At 72.9% G+C, this 20,156-nt stretch carries 19 protein-coding genes; 15 read left to right on the top strand and 4 right to left on the bottom strand.

What is annotated here, in order from left to right; genetic code table 11:
* Positions 1-311 precede the first annotated feature (311 nt).
* Together ctaD and ACIHCL_RS10750 are read left to right on the top strand one after the other, a co-directional pair.
* Positions 312-2,036: a cytochrome c oxidase subunit I gene (gene ctaD / locus ACIHCL_RS10755; RefSeq protein ID WP_399859548.1), complete on the top strand. Its 1,725-nt coding sequence runs from the start codon at positions 312-314 to the stop codon at positions 2,034-2,036.
* A gap of 174 nt (positions 2,037-2,210) precedes the next feature.
* On the top strand, positions 2,211-3,572 hold the full coding sequence (locus ACIHCL_RS10750) for an NAD(P)/FAD-dependent oxidoreductase (protein WP_399859545.1): 1,362 nt from the start codon (positions 2,211-2,213) through the stop codon (positions 3,570-3,572).
* Positions 3,573-3,646: 74 nt separating this feature from the next.
* Here ACIHCL_RS10750 and rho read toward each other — a convergent pair whose 3' ends face one another.
* Positions 3,647-4,789: a transcription termination factor Rho gene (gene rho / locus ACIHCL_RS10745; RefSeq protein ID WP_399859543.1), complete on the bottom strand. Its 1,143-nt coding sequence runs from the start codon at positions 4,787-4,789 to the stop codon at positions 3,647-3,649.
* A gap of 392 nt (positions 4,790-5,181) precedes the next feature.
* On the opposite strand from rho, the gene ACIHCL_RS10740 reads away from it, so the two are divergent.
* The 6 genes from ACIHCL_RS10740 to ACIHCL_RS10715 all read left to right on the top strand — a co-directional run bounded on the left by ACIHCL_RS10740 (position 5,182) and on the right by ACIHCL_RS10715 (position 10,622).
* Positions 5,182-5,577 (top strand): molybdopterin-binding protein, encoded by a 396-nt coding sequence (locus tag ACIHCL_RS10740; RefSeq protein ID WP_399859540.1) that lies wholly within the window; start codon positions 5,182-5,184, stop codon positions 5,575-5,577.
* 49 nt (positions 5,578-5,626) lie between these two features.
* A complete protein-coding gene (gene modA / locus ACIHCL_RS10735) occupies positions 5,627-6,418 on the top strand; it encodes a molybdate ABC transporter substrate-binding protein (protein WP_399859538.1) in 792 nt (263 codons plus the stop codon).
* 74 nt (positions 6,419-6,492) lie between these two features.
* A complete protein-coding gene (locus tag ACIHCL_RS10730; RefSeq protein WP_399859535.1) occupies positions 6,493-8,445 on the top strand; it encodes an ABC transporter permease in 1,953 nt (650 codons plus the stop codon).
* Positions 8,446-8,689: 244 nt separating this feature from the next.
* Positions 8,690-9,487, top strand: coding sequence for a tyrosine-protein phosphatase (locus tag ACIHCL_RS10725; RefSeq protein WP_399859533.1), 798 nt, complete (start codon positions 8,690-8,692; stop codon positions 9,485-9,487).
* Positions 9,488-9,632: 145 nt separating this feature from the next.
* On the top strand, positions 9,633-9,887 hold the full coding sequence (locus ACIHCL_RS10720; protein ID WP_399859531.1) for a hypothetical protein: 255 nt from the start codon (positions 9,633-9,635) through the stop codon (positions 9,885-9,887).
* 246 nt (positions 9,888-10,133) lie between these two features.
* A complete protein-coding gene (locus ACIHCL_RS10715) occupies positions 10,134-10,622 on the top strand; it encodes a GNAT family N-acetyltransferase (protein ID WP_399859529.1) in 489 nt (162 codons plus the stop codon).
* Between the two features lie 148 nt (positions 10,623-10,770).
* Here the strand turns inward: ACIHCL_RS10715 and ACIHCL_RS10710 are convergent, their stop codons facing one another.
* Positions 10,771-11,160, bottom strand: coding sequence for a VOC family protein (locus ACIHCL_RS10710; RefSeq protein WP_399859526.1), 390 nt, complete (start codon positions 11,158-11,160; stop codon positions 10,771-10,773).
* A 342-nt stretch (positions 11,161-11,502) separates the two neighbouring features.
* Between ACIHCL_RS10710 and ACIHCL_RS10705 the strand changes: the two genes are divergently transcribed.
* Positions 11,503-12,027 carry a DUF6328 family protein gene (locus ACIHCL_RS10705; RefSeq protein ID WP_399859523.1) on the top strand — a complete coding sequence of 175 codons (525 nt, stop codon included), beginning with the start codon at positions 11,503-11,505 and terminating at the stop codon, positions 12,025-12,027.
* Between the two features lie 22 nt (positions 12,028-12,049).
* Here ACIHCL_RS10705 and ACIHCL_RS10700 read toward each other — a convergent pair whose 3' ends face one another.
* Positions 12,050-12,862 carry a VOC family protein gene (locus tag ACIHCL_RS10700; protein WP_399859521.1) on the bottom strand — a complete coding sequence of 271 codons (813 nt, stop codon included), beginning with the start codon at positions 12,860-12,862 and terminating at the stop codon, positions 12,050-12,052.
* A 153-nt stretch (positions 12,863-13,015) separates the two neighbouring features.
* Positions 13,016-13,348: a DUF6479 family protein gene (locus ACIHCL_RS10695; protein WP_399859518.1), complete on the bottom strand. Its 333-nt coding sequence runs from the start codon at positions 13,346-13,348 to the stop codon at positions 13,016-13,018.
* 260 nt (positions 13,349-13,608) lie between these two features.
* Here ACIHCL_RS10695 and ACIHCL_RS10690 point away from each other — a divergent pair, with 260 nt between their 5' ends.
* The 6 genes from ACIHCL_RS10690 to ACIHCL_RS10665 all read left to right on the top strand — a co-directional run bounded on the left by ACIHCL_RS10690 (position 13,609) and on the right by ACIHCL_RS10665 (position 20,131).
* Positions 13,609-14,004: a hypothetical protein gene (locus ACIHCL_RS10690; RefSeq protein ID WP_399859516.1), complete on the top strand. Its 396-nt coding sequence runs from the start codon at positions 13,609-13,611 to the stop codon at positions 14,002-14,004.
* Between the two features lie 149 nt (positions 14,005-14,153).
* Positions 14,154-14,681 carry a 2Fe-2S iron-sulfur cluster-binding protein gene (locus ACIHCL_RS10685; protein WP_399859827.1) on the top strand — a complete coding sequence of 176 codons (528 nt, stop codon included), beginning with the start codon at positions 14,154-14,156 and terminating at the stop codon, positions 14,679-14,681.
* On the top strand, positions 14,678-15,664 hold the full coding sequence (locus ACIHCL_RS10680) for an FAD binding domain-containing protein (RefSeq protein WP_399859514.1): 987 nt from the start codon (positions 14,678-14,680) through the stop codon (positions 15,662-15,664). Before ACIHCL_RS10685 ends, ACIHCL_RS10680 begins: the two co-directional genes overlap by 4 nt.
* Before the next feature lie 49 nt (positions 15,665-15,713).
* Entirely contained in the window at positions 15,714-17,813 is a 2,100-nt protein-coding gene (locus ACIHCL_RS10675) for a xanthine dehydrogenase family protein molybdopterin-binding subunit (RefSeq protein WP_399859511.1), read from the top strand.
* 171 nt (positions 17,814-17,984) lie between these two features.
* Positions 17,985-18,503 (top strand): ATP-binding protein, encoded by a 519-nt coding sequence (locus ACIHCL_RS10670; protein ID WP_399859509.1) that lies wholly within the window; start codon positions 17,985-17,987, stop codon positions 18,501-18,503.
* Positions 18,504-18,706: 203 nt separating this feature from the next.
* On the top strand, positions 18,707-20,131 hold the full coding sequence (locus ACIHCL_RS10665; RefSeq protein ID WP_399859506.1) for an NADP-dependent succinic semialdehyde dehydrogenase: 1,425 nt from the start codon (positions 18,707-18,709) through the stop codon (positions 20,129-20,131).
* Positions 20,132-20,156: the final 25 nt, after the last annotated feature.

Here is a 20,156-nt window from a genome sequence, read left to right as displayed (position 1 = left end):
GCCCGGAGCGGGTGGGACCGTGCCGGCAGGCGGAGGCTCGTTGGTCGTCGCAGGGAAGCGGGAAACCTCGGCGCCCGGGACCGGCCGTCGGTCCCGGGCCCGCGCCATGCGCGGCCGCGTCTCCGCCGCCCTGACGGGTGAAAGTCATGCCCCGGGCGGGTGCCGGGCCGCCCTCGGCGGCCCCGCGGCTGATTTGCTGCACCCGGGACCCGGCGTGACGCGCGGGAGCGGTCCACCGGCCGGCCCGGTGGAGACGGTGCCCCGGCCGGACGTGCGGCCCCTTGCGAACGACGACCGGAAGGAGCGGCCCAGTGACGACGACGGGCAGGGCAGGGGCAGCCGACGACGAGGAGGCGTACGCCAACGAGCTTCCGGTCCGCGCGAAGGAGCCCGGAAACGTCGTCATCCGGTGGCTGACCACCACCGACCACAAGACGATCGGCACGCTCTACCTCGTCACGTCGTTCACGTTCTTCGTCGGCGGCGGGGTGCTGGCCCTGGTCATGCGCGCCGAACTGGCCCGGCCGGGAATCCAGATCGTCTCGCACGAGCAGTTCAACCAGGCGTTCACGATCCACGGCACGATCATGCTGCTGATGTTCGCGACGCCGCTGTTCGCCGGATTCACGAACTGGATCATGCCGCTGCAGATCGGCGCGCCCGATGTGGCGTTCCCGCGGCTGAACATGCTCGCCTACTGGCTGTACCTCTTCGGCTCGCTGATCGCGGTGGCCGGCTTCCTCACCCCGCAGGGTGCGGCCGACTTCGGCTGGTTCGCCTACTCCCCGCTCTCCGACGCGGTCCGGTCGCCCGGCATCGGCGCCGACATGTGGATCATGGGCCTGGCCTTCTCCGGTTTCGGCACGATCCTCGGCTCGGTCAACTTCATCACCACGATCATCTGCCTGCGCGCGCCCGGCATGACGATGTTCCGCATGCCGATCTTCACCTGGAACGTCCTGCTCACCGCGGTACTCGTCCTCCTGGCCTTCCCGGTCCTCGCGGCGGCCCTGCTGGTGCTGGAGGCGGACCGGAAGTTCGGCGCGCATGTCTTCGACCCGGCCAACGGCGGCGCGCTCCTGTGGCAGCACCTCTTCTGGTTCTTCGGGCATCCGGAGGTGTACATCATCGCCCTGCCGTTCTTCGGGATCGTCACCGAGGTCTTCCCCGTGTTCAGCCGCAAGCCGATCTTCGGCTACGTCGGCCTGATCAGCGCCACCATCGCCATCGCGGGTCTCTCCGTGACGGTGTGGGCGCACCACATGTACGCCACCGGTGGTGTGCTGCTGCCGTTCTTCTCCTTCATGACGTACCTGATCGCGGTGCCCACCGGGGTGAAGTTCTTCAACTGGATCGGCACGATGTGGAAGGGGTCGTTGTCCTTCGAGACACCGATGCTCTGGTCCATCGGCTTTCTGGTCACCTTTCTCTTCGGTGGTCTGACCGGTGTGATCCTCGCGTCGCCGCCGCTGGACTTCCACGTCACGGACTCGTACTTCGTGGTCGCGCACTTCCACTACGTCGTCTTCGGTACCGTGGTCTTCGCGATGTTCGCCGGATTCCACTTCTGGTGGCCGAAGTTCACCGGCAAGATGCTGGACGAGCGGCTGGGCAAGATCACCTTCTGGACGCTGTTCGTGGGCTTCCACGGCACGTTCCTGGTGCAGCACTGGCTGGGTGCCGAGGGCATGCCGCGCCGTTACGCGGACTACCTCGCCGCCGACGGCTTCACCGCGCTGAACACGATCTCGACGATCGCGTCGTTCCTGCTCGGCCTGTCGATGCTGCCGTTCTTCTACAACGTGTGGAGGACCGCCAGGTACGGCAGGGACGTGGGCGTCGACGACCCGTGGGGCTACGGGCGCTCGCTGGAGTGGGCGACCTCCTGCCCGCCGCCGCGGCACAACTTCCGTACGATGCCGCGGGTCCGTTCCGAATCCCCGGCCTTCGACCTGCACCACCCCTCGGTCCTCGCCCTCGTCGAAGCGGTCGACCGCCCCGGGACGGCGCGGACACCCCCGGAGGACCGGCCGTGAACCCGCCCCCACCCGCACGGTGACTCCCCGGTCGGACGGGAGCGCCCGGACCAGCCCTCCGTCGTCCCCGACAGGCGGATTCGCACGCGGCTCGTGAAGATGGGGAGGGACACGGGTGCGTGCGACGGAGCCGGCGACCGGGCGACCGCGCATGCCCAAGGAGGGACGAACACTGTGGCACGACCCAGGATTCTCGTTGTCGGCGCCGGATTCGCCGGAGTGGAGTGCGTACGCCGCCTGGAGCGCAGACTCATTCCGGGCGAGGCGGACATCGCGCTCGTCGCCCCGTTCTCCTACCAGCTCTACCTGCCCCTCCTTCCGCACGTCGCGGCCGGGATCCTCACCCCGCAGTCCGTCGCGGTGTCCCTGCGCCGCAGTCGCAGGCACCGCACCCGGATCGTCCCGGGCGGCGGTATCGGCGTGGACCCCGAGGCGAAGATCTGTGTCATCCGCAAGATCACCGACGAGATCGTCTACGAGCCCTACGACTACATCGTCCTCAGCCCCGGCAGCATCACCCGCACCTTCGACATCCCCGGCCTCCTCGACCACGCCCGGGGCATGAAGACGCTCGCCGAGGCCGCGTACATCCGCGACCATGTGATCGCCCAGCTCGATCTCGCGGACGCCAGCCACGACGAGGCCGAGCGGGCCTCCCGCCTCCAGTTCGTGGTGGTCGGCGGCGGGTACGCGGGGACCGAGACGGCGGCCTGCCTCCAGCGCCTGACCACCAACGCGGTCAAGCGCTACCCCCGTCTCGACCCGAAGCTCATCAAATGGCATCTCATCGACATCGCCCCGAAGCTGATGCCGGAACTCGGGGACAAACTCGGCCGGAGCGCCCTGGAGATGCTGCGCGCACGCGGCATAGAGGTCTCGCTCGGCGTCTCGATCGCCGAGGCCGGTCCCGAGCAGGTGACCTTCACCGACGGCCGGGTCGTTCCCTGCCGCACGCTGATCTGGACGGCCGGGGTCGCCGCGAGCCCGCTGGTGTCCACCTTCGGGGCGGAGACGGTGCGCGGCCGGCTGGCGGTGACCCCCGAGATGCGCCTGCCGGGCTTCGACGGCGTCTTCGCGCTCGGTGACGCCGCGGCCGTACCGGACCTGAGCAAGGGAGGCGGGGCCGTGTGCCCGCCCACCGCCCAACATGCCTCGCGCCAGGGCCGCACGCTCGCCGACAACCTCATCGCCACGCTGCGCAACCAGCCGCTGAAACCGTATGTCCACAGGGACCTCGGCCTGGTCGTGGACCTCGGCGGCAAGGACGCGGTCTCCAAGCCGCTCGGCGTCGAACTGCACGGGGTCCCCGCGCAGGCCGTGGCGCGCGGATACCACTGGGCGGCACTGCGGACCAACGTGGCCAAGGTGCGTGTGATGACGAACTGGACGCTGAACGCCGTGGCGGGCGACGACTTCGTGCGCACCGGCTTCCAGGCCCGCAATCCGGCACGCCTGCGCGACTTCGAGTACACCAACTCCTATCTCACACCGGCCCAGGTCCGTGAGCACACGGCCTCGCTGCACACCTCCACCTGAACACCCTGCGACGCCCTGCCCCGGCCGGTCGGGTGCGCCGTCGAACGGGCCGCCGGCCCCGGGGCGGGCGGGGCTCACGCATCGGGAACGGTCAGATGGACCGCGCGGAGGAAGGCGGCGTTGTCGGGGGTGCGCCGCAGTCGGTCGAGCAGCGTTTCGAGCGCCGCCCGCGAGTCCTTCCTGGCGAGGAGCGCGCGCCGCAGTCGTCGCATGGCCCGCAACTCCACGTCCGGCACGAGGAGTTCCTCGCGGCGGGTGCCGGACGCCTGGAGGTCGACGGCCGGGTGGACGCGCCGGTCGGCCAGTGACCGGTCCAGCCGGATTTCCATGTTGCCGGTGCCCTTCAGCTCCTCGAAGAAGTACTCGTCGGCGCGGGATCCGGTCTCCACCAGCGCGGTGGCCAGGATGGTGAGGGAGCCGCCCTCCTCGGTGAGGCGGGCGGCGCCGAAGAGCCGTTTCGGGCCGAGCGGGGCGGTGGCGTCCACGCCGCCGCTGAGGGTGCGTCCGCCCGCCGCGGAGGCGTTGTTGTGGGCGCGGCACAGCCGGGTCAGGGAGTCGAGCAGGACGACGACGTCCTGGCCCCGTTCGACCAGGCGCTTGGCACGTTCGATGGCGAGATCGGCGAGCGCGATGTGCTCCCGCGCGGGCCGGTCGAAGGTCGAGGCGAGCACCTCGCCCCGTACGGACCTGCGCATGTCCGTGACCTCCTCGGGGCGTTCGTCGACCAGCACCACCATCAGACGGCACTCGGGATGGTTCGTGGCGACGGCCTCGGCCAGTTGCCGCAGCAGTACTGTCTTGCCGGCCCTGGGCGGTGCCACGACGAGACCGCGCTGCCCCTTGCCGACGGGGGAGACCAGGTCGACGAGCCGGGTCGCCGGACCGCCGGAGGGCGTCTCCAGGCGCAGCCTTCGTCGCGGGTGGATCGGGGTGAGGTCATGGAAGTGCGGCCGCCCTCGCAGGGCTTCGGGGGAGAGGCCGTCGACGCGCATGACGTCGGACAGGACGCGGGGTTGGTCGCAGACGCCTTCGACCAGGTCGCCCCTGCGCAGGGCATGACGGCGGATCAGCGCGGCGGGGACCTGCGTGTCGGCGGGGGAGGGGCGGTCGGCCCGGGTGCGCAGCGTGCCGCGCCCCTGGTGGGACATGTCCAGGACCCCGATTGCCTCGGTGGTCAACTCCCGCTGTGATATGGGGAGTTCGAGAGTGCTCGTCATGTGGGTGGTCCTTTCGCGGACAGGGCGAATGAAGCGGCCGGTCGGCGCGAGGGGCGGAGGGATCACGCCCCGGCCGACGGGCACGGAAGCCCGGACGGGAAACCCGTACGGACTGGAGAAGCGGCACGGATGAGCTGGACCGCCGACCGGGAAGGGCGGGGGCGGCAGCCTGATGAAGGAGAGACGGCGCAGGGGGCCTCAGAGTGAGGCATGACGCATGCGCCGAGCGCACCCTAGCACGACATGTGCGCTCCGTACCACGGTGTGTGCGGTCGGTGGTCGGCCGTGGCGGCGGCCCCGGCCCGTCGCCTCCCGCGCTCGACCTGGTATTTACCAGGCTGATCGCCTGAATGCCTTGCAAATGCAAGGCTGACGCACATACCTTGACGCATATGCAGTCCTATACGATCGGGCAGGCGGCGCGCCTGCTGGGGGTCAGCCCCGACACGGCCCGCCGCTGGGCGGACGCCGGAAGGGTGGCGACCCACCGGGACGAGAGCGGCCGGCGGCTCATCGCGGGCCGTGACCTGGCCGCCTTCGCCGTCGAGATCGGCCAGGGCGGCGAAGGCGAGGACGAACCCTCGTACACGACGGCGCGCAATGCCTTTCCCGGCATCGTCACCGCGGTGAAGCTCGGCGACGTCGCCGCCCAGGTGGAGATCCAGGCGGGCCCGCACCGACTGGTGTCGCTGCTCACCCGCGAGGCCGTCGAGGAACTCGGACTGGAGGTCGGCATGCGGGCCACCGCTCGTGTGAAGTCCACCAATGTGCACATCGACCGCGTCTGATCGCGCCTCGTCCGCGAAGCGCACCACTCCCGAGGAGACCGGCCACACCATGACGATCCCCCGCACCGGGCACCGCGCCGCCACCGCGCTCGTGACCGCCGCCCTGCTCGTCCCGCTCGCCGCCTGCGGCGGTGGCGGCGGGAAGGGTGCCGCCGACGCGTCGGCGGCACCTCCCGGCACCCGGCTGACGGTGCTCGCGGCGGCGTCGCTCACCGACGTGTTCACGACCGCGGGCGCCGCGTACGAGAAGGCGCACCCCGGCACCGAGGTCGCGTTCTCCTTCGCCGGATCCCAGGAGCTCGCCGCCCAGGTGAGGCAGGGAGCCCCCGCCGACGCACTGGTCACCGCCGACACGAAGACGATGGACGGTCTGAAGGCCGAGACGGGTGCCCCCACCGTCATCGCGAAGAACCGCCTCGTCATCGCCACCGGGGAGGGCAACCCGGAGAGGATCACCGGACTGAAGGACCTGACCAGGAAGGACCTCAAGGTGGTCCTGGCCGCTCCCGAGGTCCCGGTGGGCCGCTACGGCAAGCAGGTCCTCGACGCCCAGGGGCTCCACGTCGAGCCGGTCTCCCAGGAGCCCAACGTCCGCGCCGTGCTCAGCAAGGTCGAACTGGGCGAGGCCGACGCGGGCATCGTCTACAAGACGGACGCGGCGAGCGCCACCGACAAGGTCGACGCCGTCGACATCCCCGACGCCCAGAACGCCGTCGCCTCCTACCCGGCCGCCACGCTCCGCCAGTCCGCGCACACCGCGGCCGCCGCCGCGTTCGTGAAGTGGCTCAGCGGTCCGGAGGCGCAGAAGATCCTCCGGGCCGCGGGCTTCCAGCAGCCGTAAGCCCGCACGGGCGCCGCGTGCCCCCGGACCGGGGCCGAACGGCGTCCGTGCCCACACCGCCACGGGAACCCCCGATGAGAGCCCTCCGCAGCCGCCTCCCCGGCACGCGCACCCCGGTCGTCCTGGCCCTGCCCGCACTGCTCGCCGTCGCGTTCCTGCTGGTCCCGCTGATCGGCGTGCTGGTCCGCACCTCCTGGGTCGACCTCGGCGCCCATCTCACGGCCCCCGGCGTCGTCCAGGCGCTCAGGCTGTCCCTGCTCGTCTCGTTCTGGTCCCTGGGCCTCTCGCTGCTGCTCGGGGTGCCGCTGGCCTGGCTGCTGGCCCGGGTGGACTTCCCCGGCAAGGCGCTCGTGCGCTCACTGGTCCTGCTGCCGATGGTGCTGCCGCCCACGGTCGGAGGCGTGGCCCTCCTCCTCGGATTCGGCCGCCGGGGCCTGCTGGGCCCCTGGCTGGAGGACACGTTCGGTATCACGCTGCCGTTCCACACCTCGGGCGCGGTGGTCGCCGCGACCTTCGTCGCCATGCCGTTCCTCGTCATCAGCCTCGAAGGAGCGCTGGCGGGCCTGAGCCCCTCGTACGAGGAGACGGCGGCCTCCCTGGGGGCCTCGCCGTTCCGGGTGTTCCGCACGGTCACGCTCCCCATGGTCGCCCCCGGGCTCGCCGCCGGGGCCGCGCTCACCTGGGCGCGGGCGCTGGGCGAGTTCGGTGCCACCATCACGTTCGCCGGCAACCTGCCGGGCACCACGCAGACCCTGCCCCTCCAGGTGTACCTGCTCCTCCAGGACTCCCCGGAGGCCGCCACCTCCGTCTCGCTGCTGCTCCTCGCCGTCGCCATGGCCGTGCTCGTCGCCCTGCGCGGGCGCTGGACCGGCACCCCCCGCGTCCGCTCCCGCGCCCACCGGCCGGCAGCGGACGACGCGGGCGCCGCGGACCGGGCGGGCTCCCCGCCCGACGCCCCCGGCCGCCGGCCCGCCCCGGCGGTGCGGGAGGACTGCTCGCTGCACGCCGAGGTGACCGGTTTCAACCGGCTGACCCTCGACGCCGGCCCCGGCACGACGATCGCCGTCGTCGGGCCCAACGGCGCGGGCAAGACCACTCTGCTGCGCGCCCTCCTCGGCCTCACCCGGCGCTCCCGGGCCGTGCTGCGTCTCGGCGGCACCGATGTCACCGCGTCGCCCCCGCACCGTCGCCAGGTCGCCTGGGTGCCGCAGAACGGCGCGCTCTTCCCGCATCTGACCGCGCTGTCGAACACGGCGTACGGGCTCCGCGCCCGCGGCGTTCCCCGGCGCGACGCCCGCCGTGAGGCCCGGCAATGGCTCGACCGGCTGGGCGTCGGCCCGCTCGCCGACCGCAGACCCGCCCAGCTCTCCGGCGGTCAGGCCCAACGCGTGGCACTGGCCAGGGCCCTCGCCGCGCGCCCCCGGCTGCTGCTGCTCGACGAACCGCTCGCCGCGCTCGACCAGACCACCCGGGCCCATGTGCGCCAGACCCTCCGCAGCCATCTCGCCGAGTTCGGCGGCGTCTGCCTGATCGTCACGCACGACCCCGTCGAGGCCGTGTCGCTCGCCGATCGGGTGCTCGTGCTGGAGGAGGGCCGCGCCCTCCAGGACGCGCCGCCGGCCGAGGTGACCCGGCACCCGCGCTCGCCCTGGGTCGCCCGGATGCTCGGCCGCAACGCCTGGCCGGGCACCGTGACCGCCGACGGCGCGCTCCGTCCGCGGGGCGGCGGTCGGCTGGTCGTCGCGGACCCGCTCCCCGAGGGGGCGGAAGCCCTCGCGGTCATCGCGCCGGAGGCGGTCTCCGTGCACCGCGGCAGGCCCGGCGGGAGCCCCCGGAACGTCTGGCCCGGAACGGTGCGCGAGCTCACCGCCGCGGGCAGCCGGATCCGCCTGGTGATCGGCTCGGACGAGGTGCCCGACCTGGTCGCCGAGATCACCCACGAGGCGGCGGGCGAACTCGGGCTCGGTGAGGGCGTGCCCGTGTGGACCGGGGTCAAGGCCACCGAGGTCACCGTCGTCCCCCTCTGACGGGGCCGGGCGGGCCGCGTCGCCTGGCCCGTGCCCTCGCGGTGCCATGGCGCGCCGCACGGGTCCGGGGCCCGCGCCCCGGCCTCCCGACGTTCCCCGATCGGCGCTCCTGCGGCGTTTTCCTTTGTCGAATCCTTGACCGCGTGCGACGTTGGAAACAGCCACAGCTGTCCTGTCCGGCTATTTCCGACGTGCGTCTTCCAGCGTGGGTTCCGGCGGGCGCCGGGCGAAGGGGAAGTTCATCGTGGAGACCGCCAGAGCCGTCCCGGCGTCCACCGTCGTCAACCTGCGGGACCTGGGCGGTATCGCTCTGGGGCCGGGCCGCCACGTGCGGACGGGTGCCGTGCTGCGTTCCGGCGGGCTCGGCGAACTCGACGTGGAACGGGACACGATGGTGGGTGCCCTCGGTATCCGCACCGTCGTCGACCTGCGGACCGCCGACGAGCGTGCGGCATCGCCCGACCGACTGCCGCCCGGTGCGCGGCTGTTCGTCGCGGATGTGCTCGGCGACAACCCCGGCGTCGCCCCCGCCCGGCTGCGTGCCCTGCTGGCCGATCCGTCGGCGGCGGACCGGCTGCTGGGGGACGGAAAGGCGGAGGAGGTGTTCGCCGGGTCCTACCGGCGGATGGTGCTCTCGCCCAGCGCGGCTTCCGCCTACCGGGCCTTCGTGGAGACGGCGGCCGACGACCGCGCCCGCCCGGTGCTGTTCCACTGCACGACGGGCAAGGACCGCACCGGCTGGGCCGCCGTACTGCTCCTGATGCTGCTCGGTGCGTCGCGAGAAGTGGCTCGGGCCGAGTTCCTCGCGGTGAACCGGGTCGCGTGGGGTACCTGCGCCCCGTATGTGCGGGGCTACCTCGACGCCGGTGGCGACCCGGGGATCGCGTCCGCGATCGTCGAGGTCCGACCCCGCTACCTCGAAGCGGCGTTCGATGCCATGGACGAGCGCTGGGGCGGGCTGGAGGGCTATGTGCGCGACGGTCTGAGGATTCCGCGGGCCGCGGTGGAGCGGCTGCGCGACGGGCTCGTCGTCTCCGCCTGAGCGGACCACGGTCTCCGCCGGGCCGGGGCACGGGGGGCGGTGGTGACTGCCGCACATCCGGATTGACACCATACCCCCAGGGGGTATGGTGTTCGGTGATCGGGGCGGGCTGCCCTCCCGACGGGACCCGATGGAGGAGACCGCCATGAACAACGGGCTGAGGATCGCCGCCTTCGCCGCCGCGCTGGCCGCGACCTTCGGGATCGCCTACGGAGTGGGCAGGGGCATCGATCCCCTGGTGGCCCCCGAGGAGCACCCGGCGGTGGGAACGCACCGGCTCCTCCCCGGCCTTCGGCTCGGGGGCGAGGTTCGCACCGCGGACCTCGCCGTCCGGTCGGCGCCGCTCGGAGAGTCGACCGGGGGTCGGGGCGCCGAGGCCGGTGAAGGGCGCGTGCGCTGAGTCGGCGCCGGTCGCCTGTGGTGGATGGGGTGCACGGGGCGACGAGAAGATCCGGGCCCGCCATCGGAAGGCCGCCACCCGGGCCCGTGAAGCAAATCGACCCCTCCGGCGTCGAGGCCGTGGTGGAGGAGTGGCGCGCCGCGCACCGGTCCCCGTCACTCCGGGCCGCCGGCGTCCGGCCGGCGTCTCGCGACGGTGGGGAGGGGCGGCGGTCGGGCGCAACCTCCGATGTGTAATTCTCTGGGCATGGAATCGAGCATTACGCGTGCCGTTGGTGGTGCGCCGAAGGGTGTGCGCGTCAGGCGCGCGACCGCGCGGGACGCCCGCGCGCTCACTCGGATGGTGCGGACCTCGCGCGCCTACGAGGGGCCCTTCGCCGCGATGGTCGCCGGATACCGGGTGGGCGCCGACTACATCGAGAGTCACCGTGTCTTCGCGGCCGTCGACGCCTCCGACGACCGGATCCTCGGTTTCTACTCGCTGATCCTCGCGCCGCCGGAGCTCGATCTCCTGTTCGTCGCCGACGAGGCGCAGGGGCTCGGCATCGGGCGGCTGCTCATCGGGCACCTGCGCGACGAGGCGCGGCGCACGGGCCTGAACGGTGTCCGCATCGTCTCGCATCCCCCGGCGGAGGGCTTCTATCGGAGTGTGGGGGCCCGGCGGATCGGTACCCGGGCGGCCAACCCGCCCGCCGTGATGTGGGACCGGCCCGAACTGCTGCTGCCGGTCGCCTGATTCCGCTACGGCGCTCCCTGAGCGGCCCCTGGCCGCCGATCTGGAAGGGCGCGGCCGGGGATCCCGGTTTCAGCCTCACGCCATCCCCCGCCCCGCCGCGCAGAGCGCCACGCATGTCATAGGGCGGGGTCACCGTTCGCGCGAGGGGTTACGAGGGGAAGCCCCCGTACGGGCGCGTGATGATCTCCATGGCGTGACCGACCGGATCGAGGAAGTAGACGCCCCGGCCGCCGTCGTTGTGGTTGATCTCGCCCGGGCGCTCCCGATGCGGGTCCGCGTAGTACGTGATCCCGCGTTCCTGGATGCGGGCGAACGCCGCGTCGAACTCCGCTTCCGAGACGAGGAAGGCGTAGTGCTGTGTGGCGATCGATTCCTCGGACGCGGACGCGAAGTCCAGGGTGACCCCGTTCGCGGTGGAGAGCGGGAGGAACGGGCCCCACTCCTCGCCGACCTCCAGGCCCAGTATGGCGGCCAGGAACTCGGCGGACTCACGCTTGTCCCGGGCGTGGACGATGGTGTGATTCAACTCGACAGACACGGTGGAATGCCTCCAACGGGCCTCTCACGGCAGCTCCACGCCTCACCCGGCCGGTGACCGGCGCGCGATGCCGTCCTGTGACGAAAGCCTGGGCGGGGCCGGTTCGGCCGTCGAGGCTCCGACGGGATCCCGGCCGAAAGCCGTAAGGGCTGCCCCCTCATCCTCGGCGGGTGCGCGAGGTCGGCCGCGGCACCTCGCGGTGTTGTCGGAATATCCGTACACATCCAGTATGCGGATGTCCCCTCCGTCTTGCCATGCGCCGTATCCGACGCCGCGCGCTGGTCCACCGCGGAGCGCGGCGCAGCCCTTGGGGTGGGTTCACGTACCCCATGTATCCGGACGGTGCCCCACGGTGACCTCCCCCTCTCGCCCCCCGCCGACGGAGGCCGCGGCCCGGGCCGCCACGAGACGCCCGAGCAACGGGCGGACCGGCAGTGGACCGAACTGCTCCAGGAGCTGTGGGTCGCCCAGACCGGTGTCCAGATCCTGTTCGGCCTCCTCCTCGCGGTCGTCTTCCAGCCGCGTTTCGCCGAACTGTCGGACACCGACCGCGCCATCCACGTGGTCACGGTGATGCTGGGCTCCGCCACCGCCGCGGCCCTCATCGGGCCCGTGTCGTACCACCGCCTGCTCACGGGGCGGCGGCTCAAGCCGCAGACGGTCACCCTGGCCGCGCGGCTGACGCTGCTCGGGCTCGTCCTGCTGTTCTGCACCATGTGCTCCGCGCTGCTGCTGGTCCTGCGGGTGGCACTGCACGACGCCCTCGCGCTGTGGCTGGTCGGCGCGATGGCGCTGTGGTTCCTGGTCTGCTGGTTCGCCCTCCCGGCCCGACTGCTCGCGCGGTCCTCCTTTGGCCAGGAGGGATGACCGCCGGACGCCGCGCTCCGGGTCACGCGACGCCGCGGGCGTCGGTGACGGCGAAGAGGCCGCCGTCCGGGTCCAGCAGGGTCGCCTCGCTGCCATCGCCCAGGGGATGCCGCTCGACCAGGCACCCTCCGCGCCTGCGCGCCGCCTCGACCGCCGCGTTCACGTCGGCGACGGGGAAATGGACCCGCCAGTGCGGACGGACCAGCGGATCGGGGGCGGCCTCCACCGCACCCGAGCTGATCCGGGCCAGCTGGCGCCCGGCGCAGTCGATGACGACCTCGTCCTTCTCGTACGACACCTCGCAGCATCCCGGGCGCCCGCTCGCCCAGCCGAGCACCTCGCCGTAGAAGATCGCCGCGTCGAAGGCGTTCCTGGTGTGCAGGCTCAGCCAGGCGTGCGAATGGCCGTCCGGGGCGGGTGGCGAGGTCGACGGCTCGGTGCGTTCCCAGATGCCGAACACCGCGCCGTCGCGGTCCGCCGCCAGCGCGCCGCGCCCCTTCCCGAAGGCGAGCGGCCCCACCGCGACCGTGCCGCTGCGTTCGCGGATGCGCGCCGCGGCCGCGTCGGCGTCGGTGACGGCGAAGTACGGGGTCCAGGCCACCGCCATGCGATAGGCGGTCGCCACCGCGCCGATTCCGGCGACCGGCACGTCCCCGCGACGTGCCACGGAGAACTCCTGTCCCAGCCGTCCCGGCCGGAAGGACCAGCCCAGCACGGCGGCGTAGAACCGCTGCGCCGATTCCAGGTTGCGGGTCATGAGATTGACCCAGCAGGGCGCTGCGGACCCGGTCAGCGGCGCCGGCATCGACACCGCCCCGGGACGGCTTCCGGTCATGGTCCCACTGCCTTCATCGGTCGTGCGGCCCGCGCGTCACCGCCGGCCCTCGGGGCCACACCAGCCTCGCCGCGGGCGATGGTTCCCGCAACACGCGGAGGCCCCCTGCGCCGCGACCCGCGCGGCGTCCCCGTCGGTGAGCTCCCGGCGAAGTCAGTCGCGTCGCTCGTCGGTGTCGCGCCGGATGGTCTCGCTCCCGTGGTCCCCGAGCTCGTAGGGGGACAGTCCGCTGCCGTCGGGCGGGAAGCTGTCGTCGGCGTGGACATCGCGCTGCTCCATGTGGGTGCGATGGTCGGGCCGTGGCGGCTGCTCATCGGGCCGGGGCGGTGGAAGCTCCTGGAGCCGGCGCCTCCGGCCCAGCCAGACCGCGCCGATCAGGATCCCCACCAGCGCGATTCCGATGATGCCCAACACCGACCCCGTCGCGCCCCGCCCGGCGGCGAGGAGCAGGGCCAGTGAGCCGAAATCTCCGTTCGATACGTCCATGCCTCCCCGATACCCCGAGGGGCAGCCGTCAGTCGATAAGAGCGGCGAATTCATGTTTTAAGAGGACATAAACCTTGTGGGCGTTTCGGGCTCTGGTGCCCGGGCCGGGTACCGGAGCCCGGTGGGACCGGCGGGCCGGCCGCGTCCCCCGGCCCGCTCGTGTCGCCGTCGCCCGGTCCGGGGGTGAGCCTGGAGAGGACCCCAACCGTCGCGGGCTTTGCGAAGGGCCTGCCGCACGACACGGAGCAAAGGGAGCCACGGTGAACGGAACCAAGGAGAGGCGGGCGGAAGCGGGCCCGCACGGCCGGGACGTCTCGGTCGTCATCAGCGGCTGCGACACCGATGACGCGCGGATGGTCTTCGACGCGCTGCGGGCCGCCTTCACCACCGACCGGGCCTCCGTCGACGTGCCGAGGAAGCTCGCCGAGAAGCGCCCCACCGTGTGGGCGGCGACCGTCGACGTCACGGAGGAGCGCGTGGTCTCGGGCCCGGCACCGCTCGGCGCACCCGTGTCGCTCGATGTGCAGGGCGGCTACTGGGCGGTCGAACGGCTCCGGCGGAGCCTGGCGCACGCCTTCGACGTCCGGGTCGTCGGAACCGTCTCCGGCGACCAGGAGGAAGAAGTGCGCCTGCGGCTGAGGAACCGGGCCGGCTGACCGGCGGCCCGGTCACGGCCCCGCTTCGGAGCAATGAGCCGGACGGCACCGCCCCCTCTGGTAGAAAGCGGACAAAAGGCCACCCTGAAAGGTGCGAGCGAGTGGATCCCTCACACGGGCGGGACGACGGTGCGCGACAGCCGGGGGCGGTGGGAACGGCCGGTGACCGTGCCACCTTGACGCTGTACGTCAACGGAGCCGGGCGGACCCTGACGCTCGATCACCGGACCACGGTCCTGGACGCCCTGCGCGAGCATCTCGGCCTCACCGGCGCGAAGAAGGGCTGCGACCACGGTCAGTGCGGGGCATGCACCGTCATCGTCGACGGGCGGCGCGCCAACAGCTGCCTGCTGCTCGCCGTGGCGCACGACGGCGCCCGCGTCACCACCGTCGAGGGACTGGCCGACGGCGACCGTCTCCACCCCCTCCAGGAGTCCTTCCTGGAACGCGACGCCCTGCAGTGCGGCTACTGCACGCCCGGCCAGCTCTGCTCCGCCGTCGGCATGCTCGGTGAGGCGGCGCACGGCTTCCCGTCCCACGTCACCTCGCCCACCGCACCCGCGAGCGCCCCGGCTCCGCTGGACGCCGCCGAGATCCGCGAGCGGATGAGCGGCAACCTGTGCCGCTGCGGCGCCTACCCCCGTATCGTCGAGGCGATCGAGGACGTGGCCCCGTGAAGCCCTTCGCCTACCTCCGGGCCCGGACGGCCGCCGAAGCGGTCCGCGAGCACGCCGCCCACCCCGGCGCCGGATACCTCGGCGGCGGAACCAACCTCGTCGACCTGATGAAGCTCGGTGTGGAGACCCCCGGTCTGCTCATCGACATCAGCCGGCTGCCCCTGGCCGAGGTGTCCGACACGGACGACGGCGGGCTGCGCATCGGCGCCACCGTGCGCAACAGCGACCTGGCCGCCCATCCCGCCGTGCGCGGCCGCTACCCGGCCCTGTCGCAGGCGCTGCTCTCCGGCGCCTCCGGGCAGCTCCGCAACACCGCCACGACCGGAGGGAACCTGCTCCAGCGCACCCGCTGCCCGTACTTCCAGGACGTCTCCAAGCCGTGCAACAAACGGGAACCCGGCACCGGCTGCCCCGCCCGCGACGGAGCCCACCGCGATCTCGCCGTCCTCGGCCACTCCGAGCACTGCGTCGCCACCCAGCCCTCCGACATGGCCGTCGCCCTGTCCGCCCTCGACGCCACCGTCCTCCTGCACGGGCCGGACGGTGAACGGACCGTGCCGGCCGCCGAGTTCCACCGGCTTCCGGGTGACACCCCGCACCGGGACACCGAGGTCCGGCCGGGCGAACTCATCACCCGGGTGACCCTGCCGCCCCTTCCGGAAGGCGCGGGCTCCCTCTACCGCAAGGCCCGCGACCGCGCCTCGTTCGCCTTCGCCCTCGCCTCCGTCGCCGCCGTGCTGAGCGTCCGCGACGGCCGGATCGCCCACGCGGCGCTGGCTTTCGGGGGACTGGCCCACCGGCCCTGGCGCGCCCGCACCGCGGAGCGCGTGCTGCGCGGCGCGCCCGCCACCGAGGAGACCTTCGCCCGGGCCGCCGACGCGGAACTCGCCGGGGCCCGGCCCCTGCGCCACAACGCGTTCAAGGTGGGCCTCGCCCGCAGCCTGGCCGTCGACGCGCTGACCGAACTCGCCGCCGACGGCTGACCGGCCACGGCCACGCCGACACACCGACCAGCAGACGTGAGGACCCGTCATGAACCAGGCCCCGTCATCACTGGGCAGCCCCGTCGTCCGCCGCGAGGGCCGGGACAAGGTCACGGGCGCCGCCCGCTACGCCGCCGAGCACACCCCGCCCGGTTGCCTGTACGGGCGGCCCGTCCCGGCCACCATCGCCCGCGGCCGCGTCACCGCTCTCGGCGCCGACGAGGTACGGGCCATGCCAGGCGTGCGCGCGGTCCTCACCCACGCCGACGCCCCGGCGCTGAAGGAACCGGACGACCCGGCCCTCGCTGTCCTCCAGGACGACCGGGTCCCGCACCGGGGCTGGTACGTCGCACTCGTGGTCGCCGACACGCTCGAAGAGGCGTGTGCCGGGGCCGAGGCCCTGCGGATCTCCTACGAGACCGCCCCGCACGACGTCCTGCTGACCGGCGAGCACCCCGGCCTGTACACCCCCGAGACGGTCAACGGCGGCTACCCCGCCGTGCGTGAGCGCGGCGCCGCCGCACGCGCCTTCGCCGCGGCGCCCGTCCGGATCGACGCCACCTACACCATCGGGCCCCTGCACAACCACCCCATGGAGCCGCACGCCACCACCGCCTGGTGGTCGGACGACGGGCATCTGACCGTGCACGACTCCAGCCAGGGCTCCACCACCGTCCGCGACGGCCTCGCCGCCGCGTTCGGACTCCGCCCGCAGCAGGTCACCGCGGTCTCGGAGCACGTCGGCGGCGGCTTCGGCTGCAAGGGCACCCCGCGCCCGCAGGCGGTGCTGGCCGCGATGGCCGCGCGACACACCGGACGGCCCGTCAAGGTGGCTCTGCCGAGGCGCCAGTTGGCGGCCGTCGTCGGCCACCGCGCGCCCACCGTGCAGCGGGTCCGGCTCGGCGCCGAGGACGACGGCACCCTCGTCTCGGTCGTCCACGAGGTCGTCACCCACACCTCCACCGTCAAGGAGTTCGTCGAGCAGGCGGCCGTGCCGTCCCGGGTGATGTACGGATCCACGCACAGCCGCACCGCCCACCGGGTGGCCGCCCTGGACGTGCCCAGCCCGTCCTGGATGCGCGCCCCGGGCGAGGCCCCGGGCATGTACGCGCTGGAGTCCGCCATGGACGAACTCGCCTCCGCCCTCGGCATGGACCCGGTCGAACTCCGCCTGCGCAACGACGTGGTGGACGAACCCGACTCGGGGGCCCCGTTCAGCAGCCGCGGCCTCGTCGCCTGCCTGGAGGAGGGAGCCGCACGCTTCGGCTGGCGCGACCGCGACCCGCGCCCCGCCGTCCGCGAAGAGGGTCCGCTGCTGATCGGCACGGGCGTGGCCTCCGCCACCTACCCCGTGTACATGATGCCCTCCAGCGCCTCGGCGCACGCGGCACCCGACGGCTCCTACCGCATCGGCGTGAACGCCACCGACATCGGAACCGGCGCCCGGACCGTGCTCGCGCAGATCGCGGCCACCGCGCTCGGCACCCCCGTGGCGAACGTGCGGATCGACATCGGCAGCAGCGCCCTGCCCGACGCCTCACTGGCCGGGGGCTCCTCCGGCACGGGCTCGTGGGGCTGGGCCGTGCACAAGGCGTCCACCGCACTCCTGCGGCGGTTGGGCGAGCGCACCGGCCCGCTGCCCGCCGGGGGGCTGACGGTACACGCCGACACCGGGCGGGAGCTCTCCGAGGAATCCCCTTACGCACGGCACGCGTTCGGGGCGCACTTCGCGGAGGTCGCGGTCGACTCGCGCACCGGGGAGACCCGGGTGCGCCGGATGCTCGGCGTCTTCGCCGCCGGCCGCATCCTCAACCCCCGTACCGCGCGCTCCCAGTTCATCGGCGGGATGACGATGGGCATCGGCATGGCCCTGACCGAGGCGAGCGGGCTGGACCCCGCCTTCGGGGACTTCACCGAGAGCGATCTCGCCTCCTACCACGTGCCGGTCAGCGCCGACGTGCCGCGGATCGAGGCGCACTGGATCGACGAGGACGACCCGCACCTCAATCCGATGGGCAGCAAGGGCATCGGCGAGATCGGCATCGTCGGCGCGGCGGCGGCCGTCGGCAACGCCGTGCGGCACGCCACCGGCGTCCGGTTGCGTGGCCTGCCGCTCACCCCCGACACGCTGCTGCCGTATCTGGTCTGACTCCGAGGCCCCCGAGGCACGGCCGGACCGCCGTTCTCCGTGTTGCGCGGGCCGCTCCAACGGGTCACTCTGGAGTGACCCAAAAGTGACATCCGCTCACTCTTCGTGTTCGGGGGGTCGTTGGTTTCGACGGGGCGAAGTCAGTGGGCCTCGATGTGAGGAGCCTCGACGATGACCGTTCCACCCGACCGGCGCTATCTGGTCGAATTCCAGGTTTCGGCAGAGCGTGTTTCCCAGGTGCGGCGCATCGTCGCCGCGCACCTCCGCCACTGGAGTCTCGAACTCCACGTCCGACCGGTGTGCCGGGGCGTGGAGGAACTGCTGACCAACGTGCAGCGGCATGTCGGCGACCATCGCCGCTGCGTCGTCGAACTCCGCTGGTCGGGGCGGCGTCTCACGGCTTCCGTCGCCGACGACGGCACCGGGATGCCGCGGCTGCTCGGCGACGGCGGCGGACTCAGCCGGGTCATGGCGCTCAGCGACAGCTGGGGCACCTGCCGTACCGGCGAGGGCAAGGTCGTGTGGTTCACCCGGTACGCGAAGGAGCCGCGCACCGCCGGGACGCGGTCGCCCGCGCCGCTGCCCGGAGGGCGTGAGTTCCGACGCCCGCCGAGCGCGGCTCCGGGCACGGTTCCCGGAGCCGCGGCGGTGTCCGGCGCCGCCCCCGCCTCCGCCCCCGTCCTCGTCTGACCCGGGCCCGCCCGACCCGGCCCCGGGACCGGTACCACCGGTGCGGCCGGGATGCTCCCCGGCGCGGACGGCGCGTACACCGCACGCGCGATCCGCGCCGGTCCGCTCGCCCCGGACGGCGCGCGCCGGTCCCACAAGGCCCCGCGTTGCGGTAGGGCGCGGGGCGCGGCACGGTCGAAGTACCGAGGCAAGGAGACCCAGGCATGTCCATCGCGACGGTCAACCCCGCGACCGGTCAGACGCTCCGGACGTTCGACGCGCTGGGGGCGGCGGAGATCGAACAGCGGCTCGCCACCGCCCACACCGCGTTCGGCCACTGGCGCACCAGCGACTTCGAGGAGCGGGCCCAACTGCTCGGCCTGGCCGCCGACCTCCTCGACGAGGACCAGCAGGACATCGCGCGCACCATGACCACCGAGATGGGCAAACCCATCGCGGCGGCCCGGGCGGAGGCCGCCAAATGCGCCAAGGCGATGCGCTGGTACGCCCTGCACGCCGAGGAACTCCTCGCGGACGAGCACCCCGCCCCTGCCGATGTGGCGGACTCCGGCGCCTCCAGGGCCTTCGTCCGCTACCGCCCGCTGGGCGTCGTCCTCGCCGTGATGCCGTGGAACTTCCCGCTCTGGCAGGTCGTACGGTTCGCCGCCCCCGCGCTGATGGCGGGGAACGTCGGCCTGCTCAAGCACGCCTCGAACGTCCCGCAGACGGCCCTCTACCTGGAGGGCCTGTTCCGCCGGGCCGGATACCCGGAGGGGTGCTTCCAGACGCTGCTCGTGGGCTCCGGAGCGGTCGAGTCGATCCTGCGCGATCCCCGGGTCGCCGCCGTCACCCTCACCGGCAGCGAACCGGCCGGGCGCTCGGTCGCGTCGATCGCCGGTGACGAGGTGAAGCACACCGTGCTGGAACTGGGCGGCAGCGATCCGTACCTCGTCCTGCCGTCGGCCGATGTCGCCGCGGCGGCCCGCACCGCCGTGACCGCCCGGACGCAGAACAACGGCCAGTCCTGCATCGCGGCCAAGCGGTTCATCGTGCACAGCGAGGTCTACGAGGAGTTCGCCGAGCGTCTCACCGCGGGCATGCGCGAGCTGGCGGTCGGCGATCCGCTGCGGGAATCCAGCGACATCGGCCCCCTGGCCAGCGAACGGGGCCGCGCCGACCTGGAGGAGCTGGTGGACGACGCGGTACGGCGGGGCGCGAGCGCGCTGTGCGGCGGAGGCCGGCCCGAGGGCCTGGGGCCGGAGCTGGAGAACGGCTGGTTCTACGCACCCACCGTGCTCACCGGCATCACGCCCGCCATGCGCATCCACCGCGAGGAGACCTTCGGTCCCGTCGCCGCGCTGTACCGCGTGGAGTCGCTGGAGGAGGCCGTGGCGCTCGCCAACGACAGCCCCTTCGGCCTCAGCTCCAACGTATGGACCCGCGACGCTGCCGAGGCCCGCCGCTGCGTGCGCGATCTGGAGGCGGGCGGCGTCTTCTTCAACGGCATGACGGCGTCCCATCCCGCGCTGCCCTTCGGTGGCGTGAAGCGCTCCGGCCACGGGCGTGAACTCGCCGGCCACGGCATGCGCGAATTCTGCAACGCGACCACGGTCTGGTACGGCCACGAGCCGGTCGGGACACCCTCCTAGTGCCGCTCCCGGCAACGTTCGCCCC

The organism is Streptomyces sp. NPDC052042 (assembly GCF_044548345.1).
In the GTDB taxonomy this organism is placed as follows: domain Bacteria; phylum Actinomycetota; class Actinomycetes; order Streptomycetales; family Streptomycetaceae; genus Streptomyces.
Note: the sequence above shows the minus strand (reverse complement) of the source record. Positions and strands in the feature narration are given on the sequence as shown.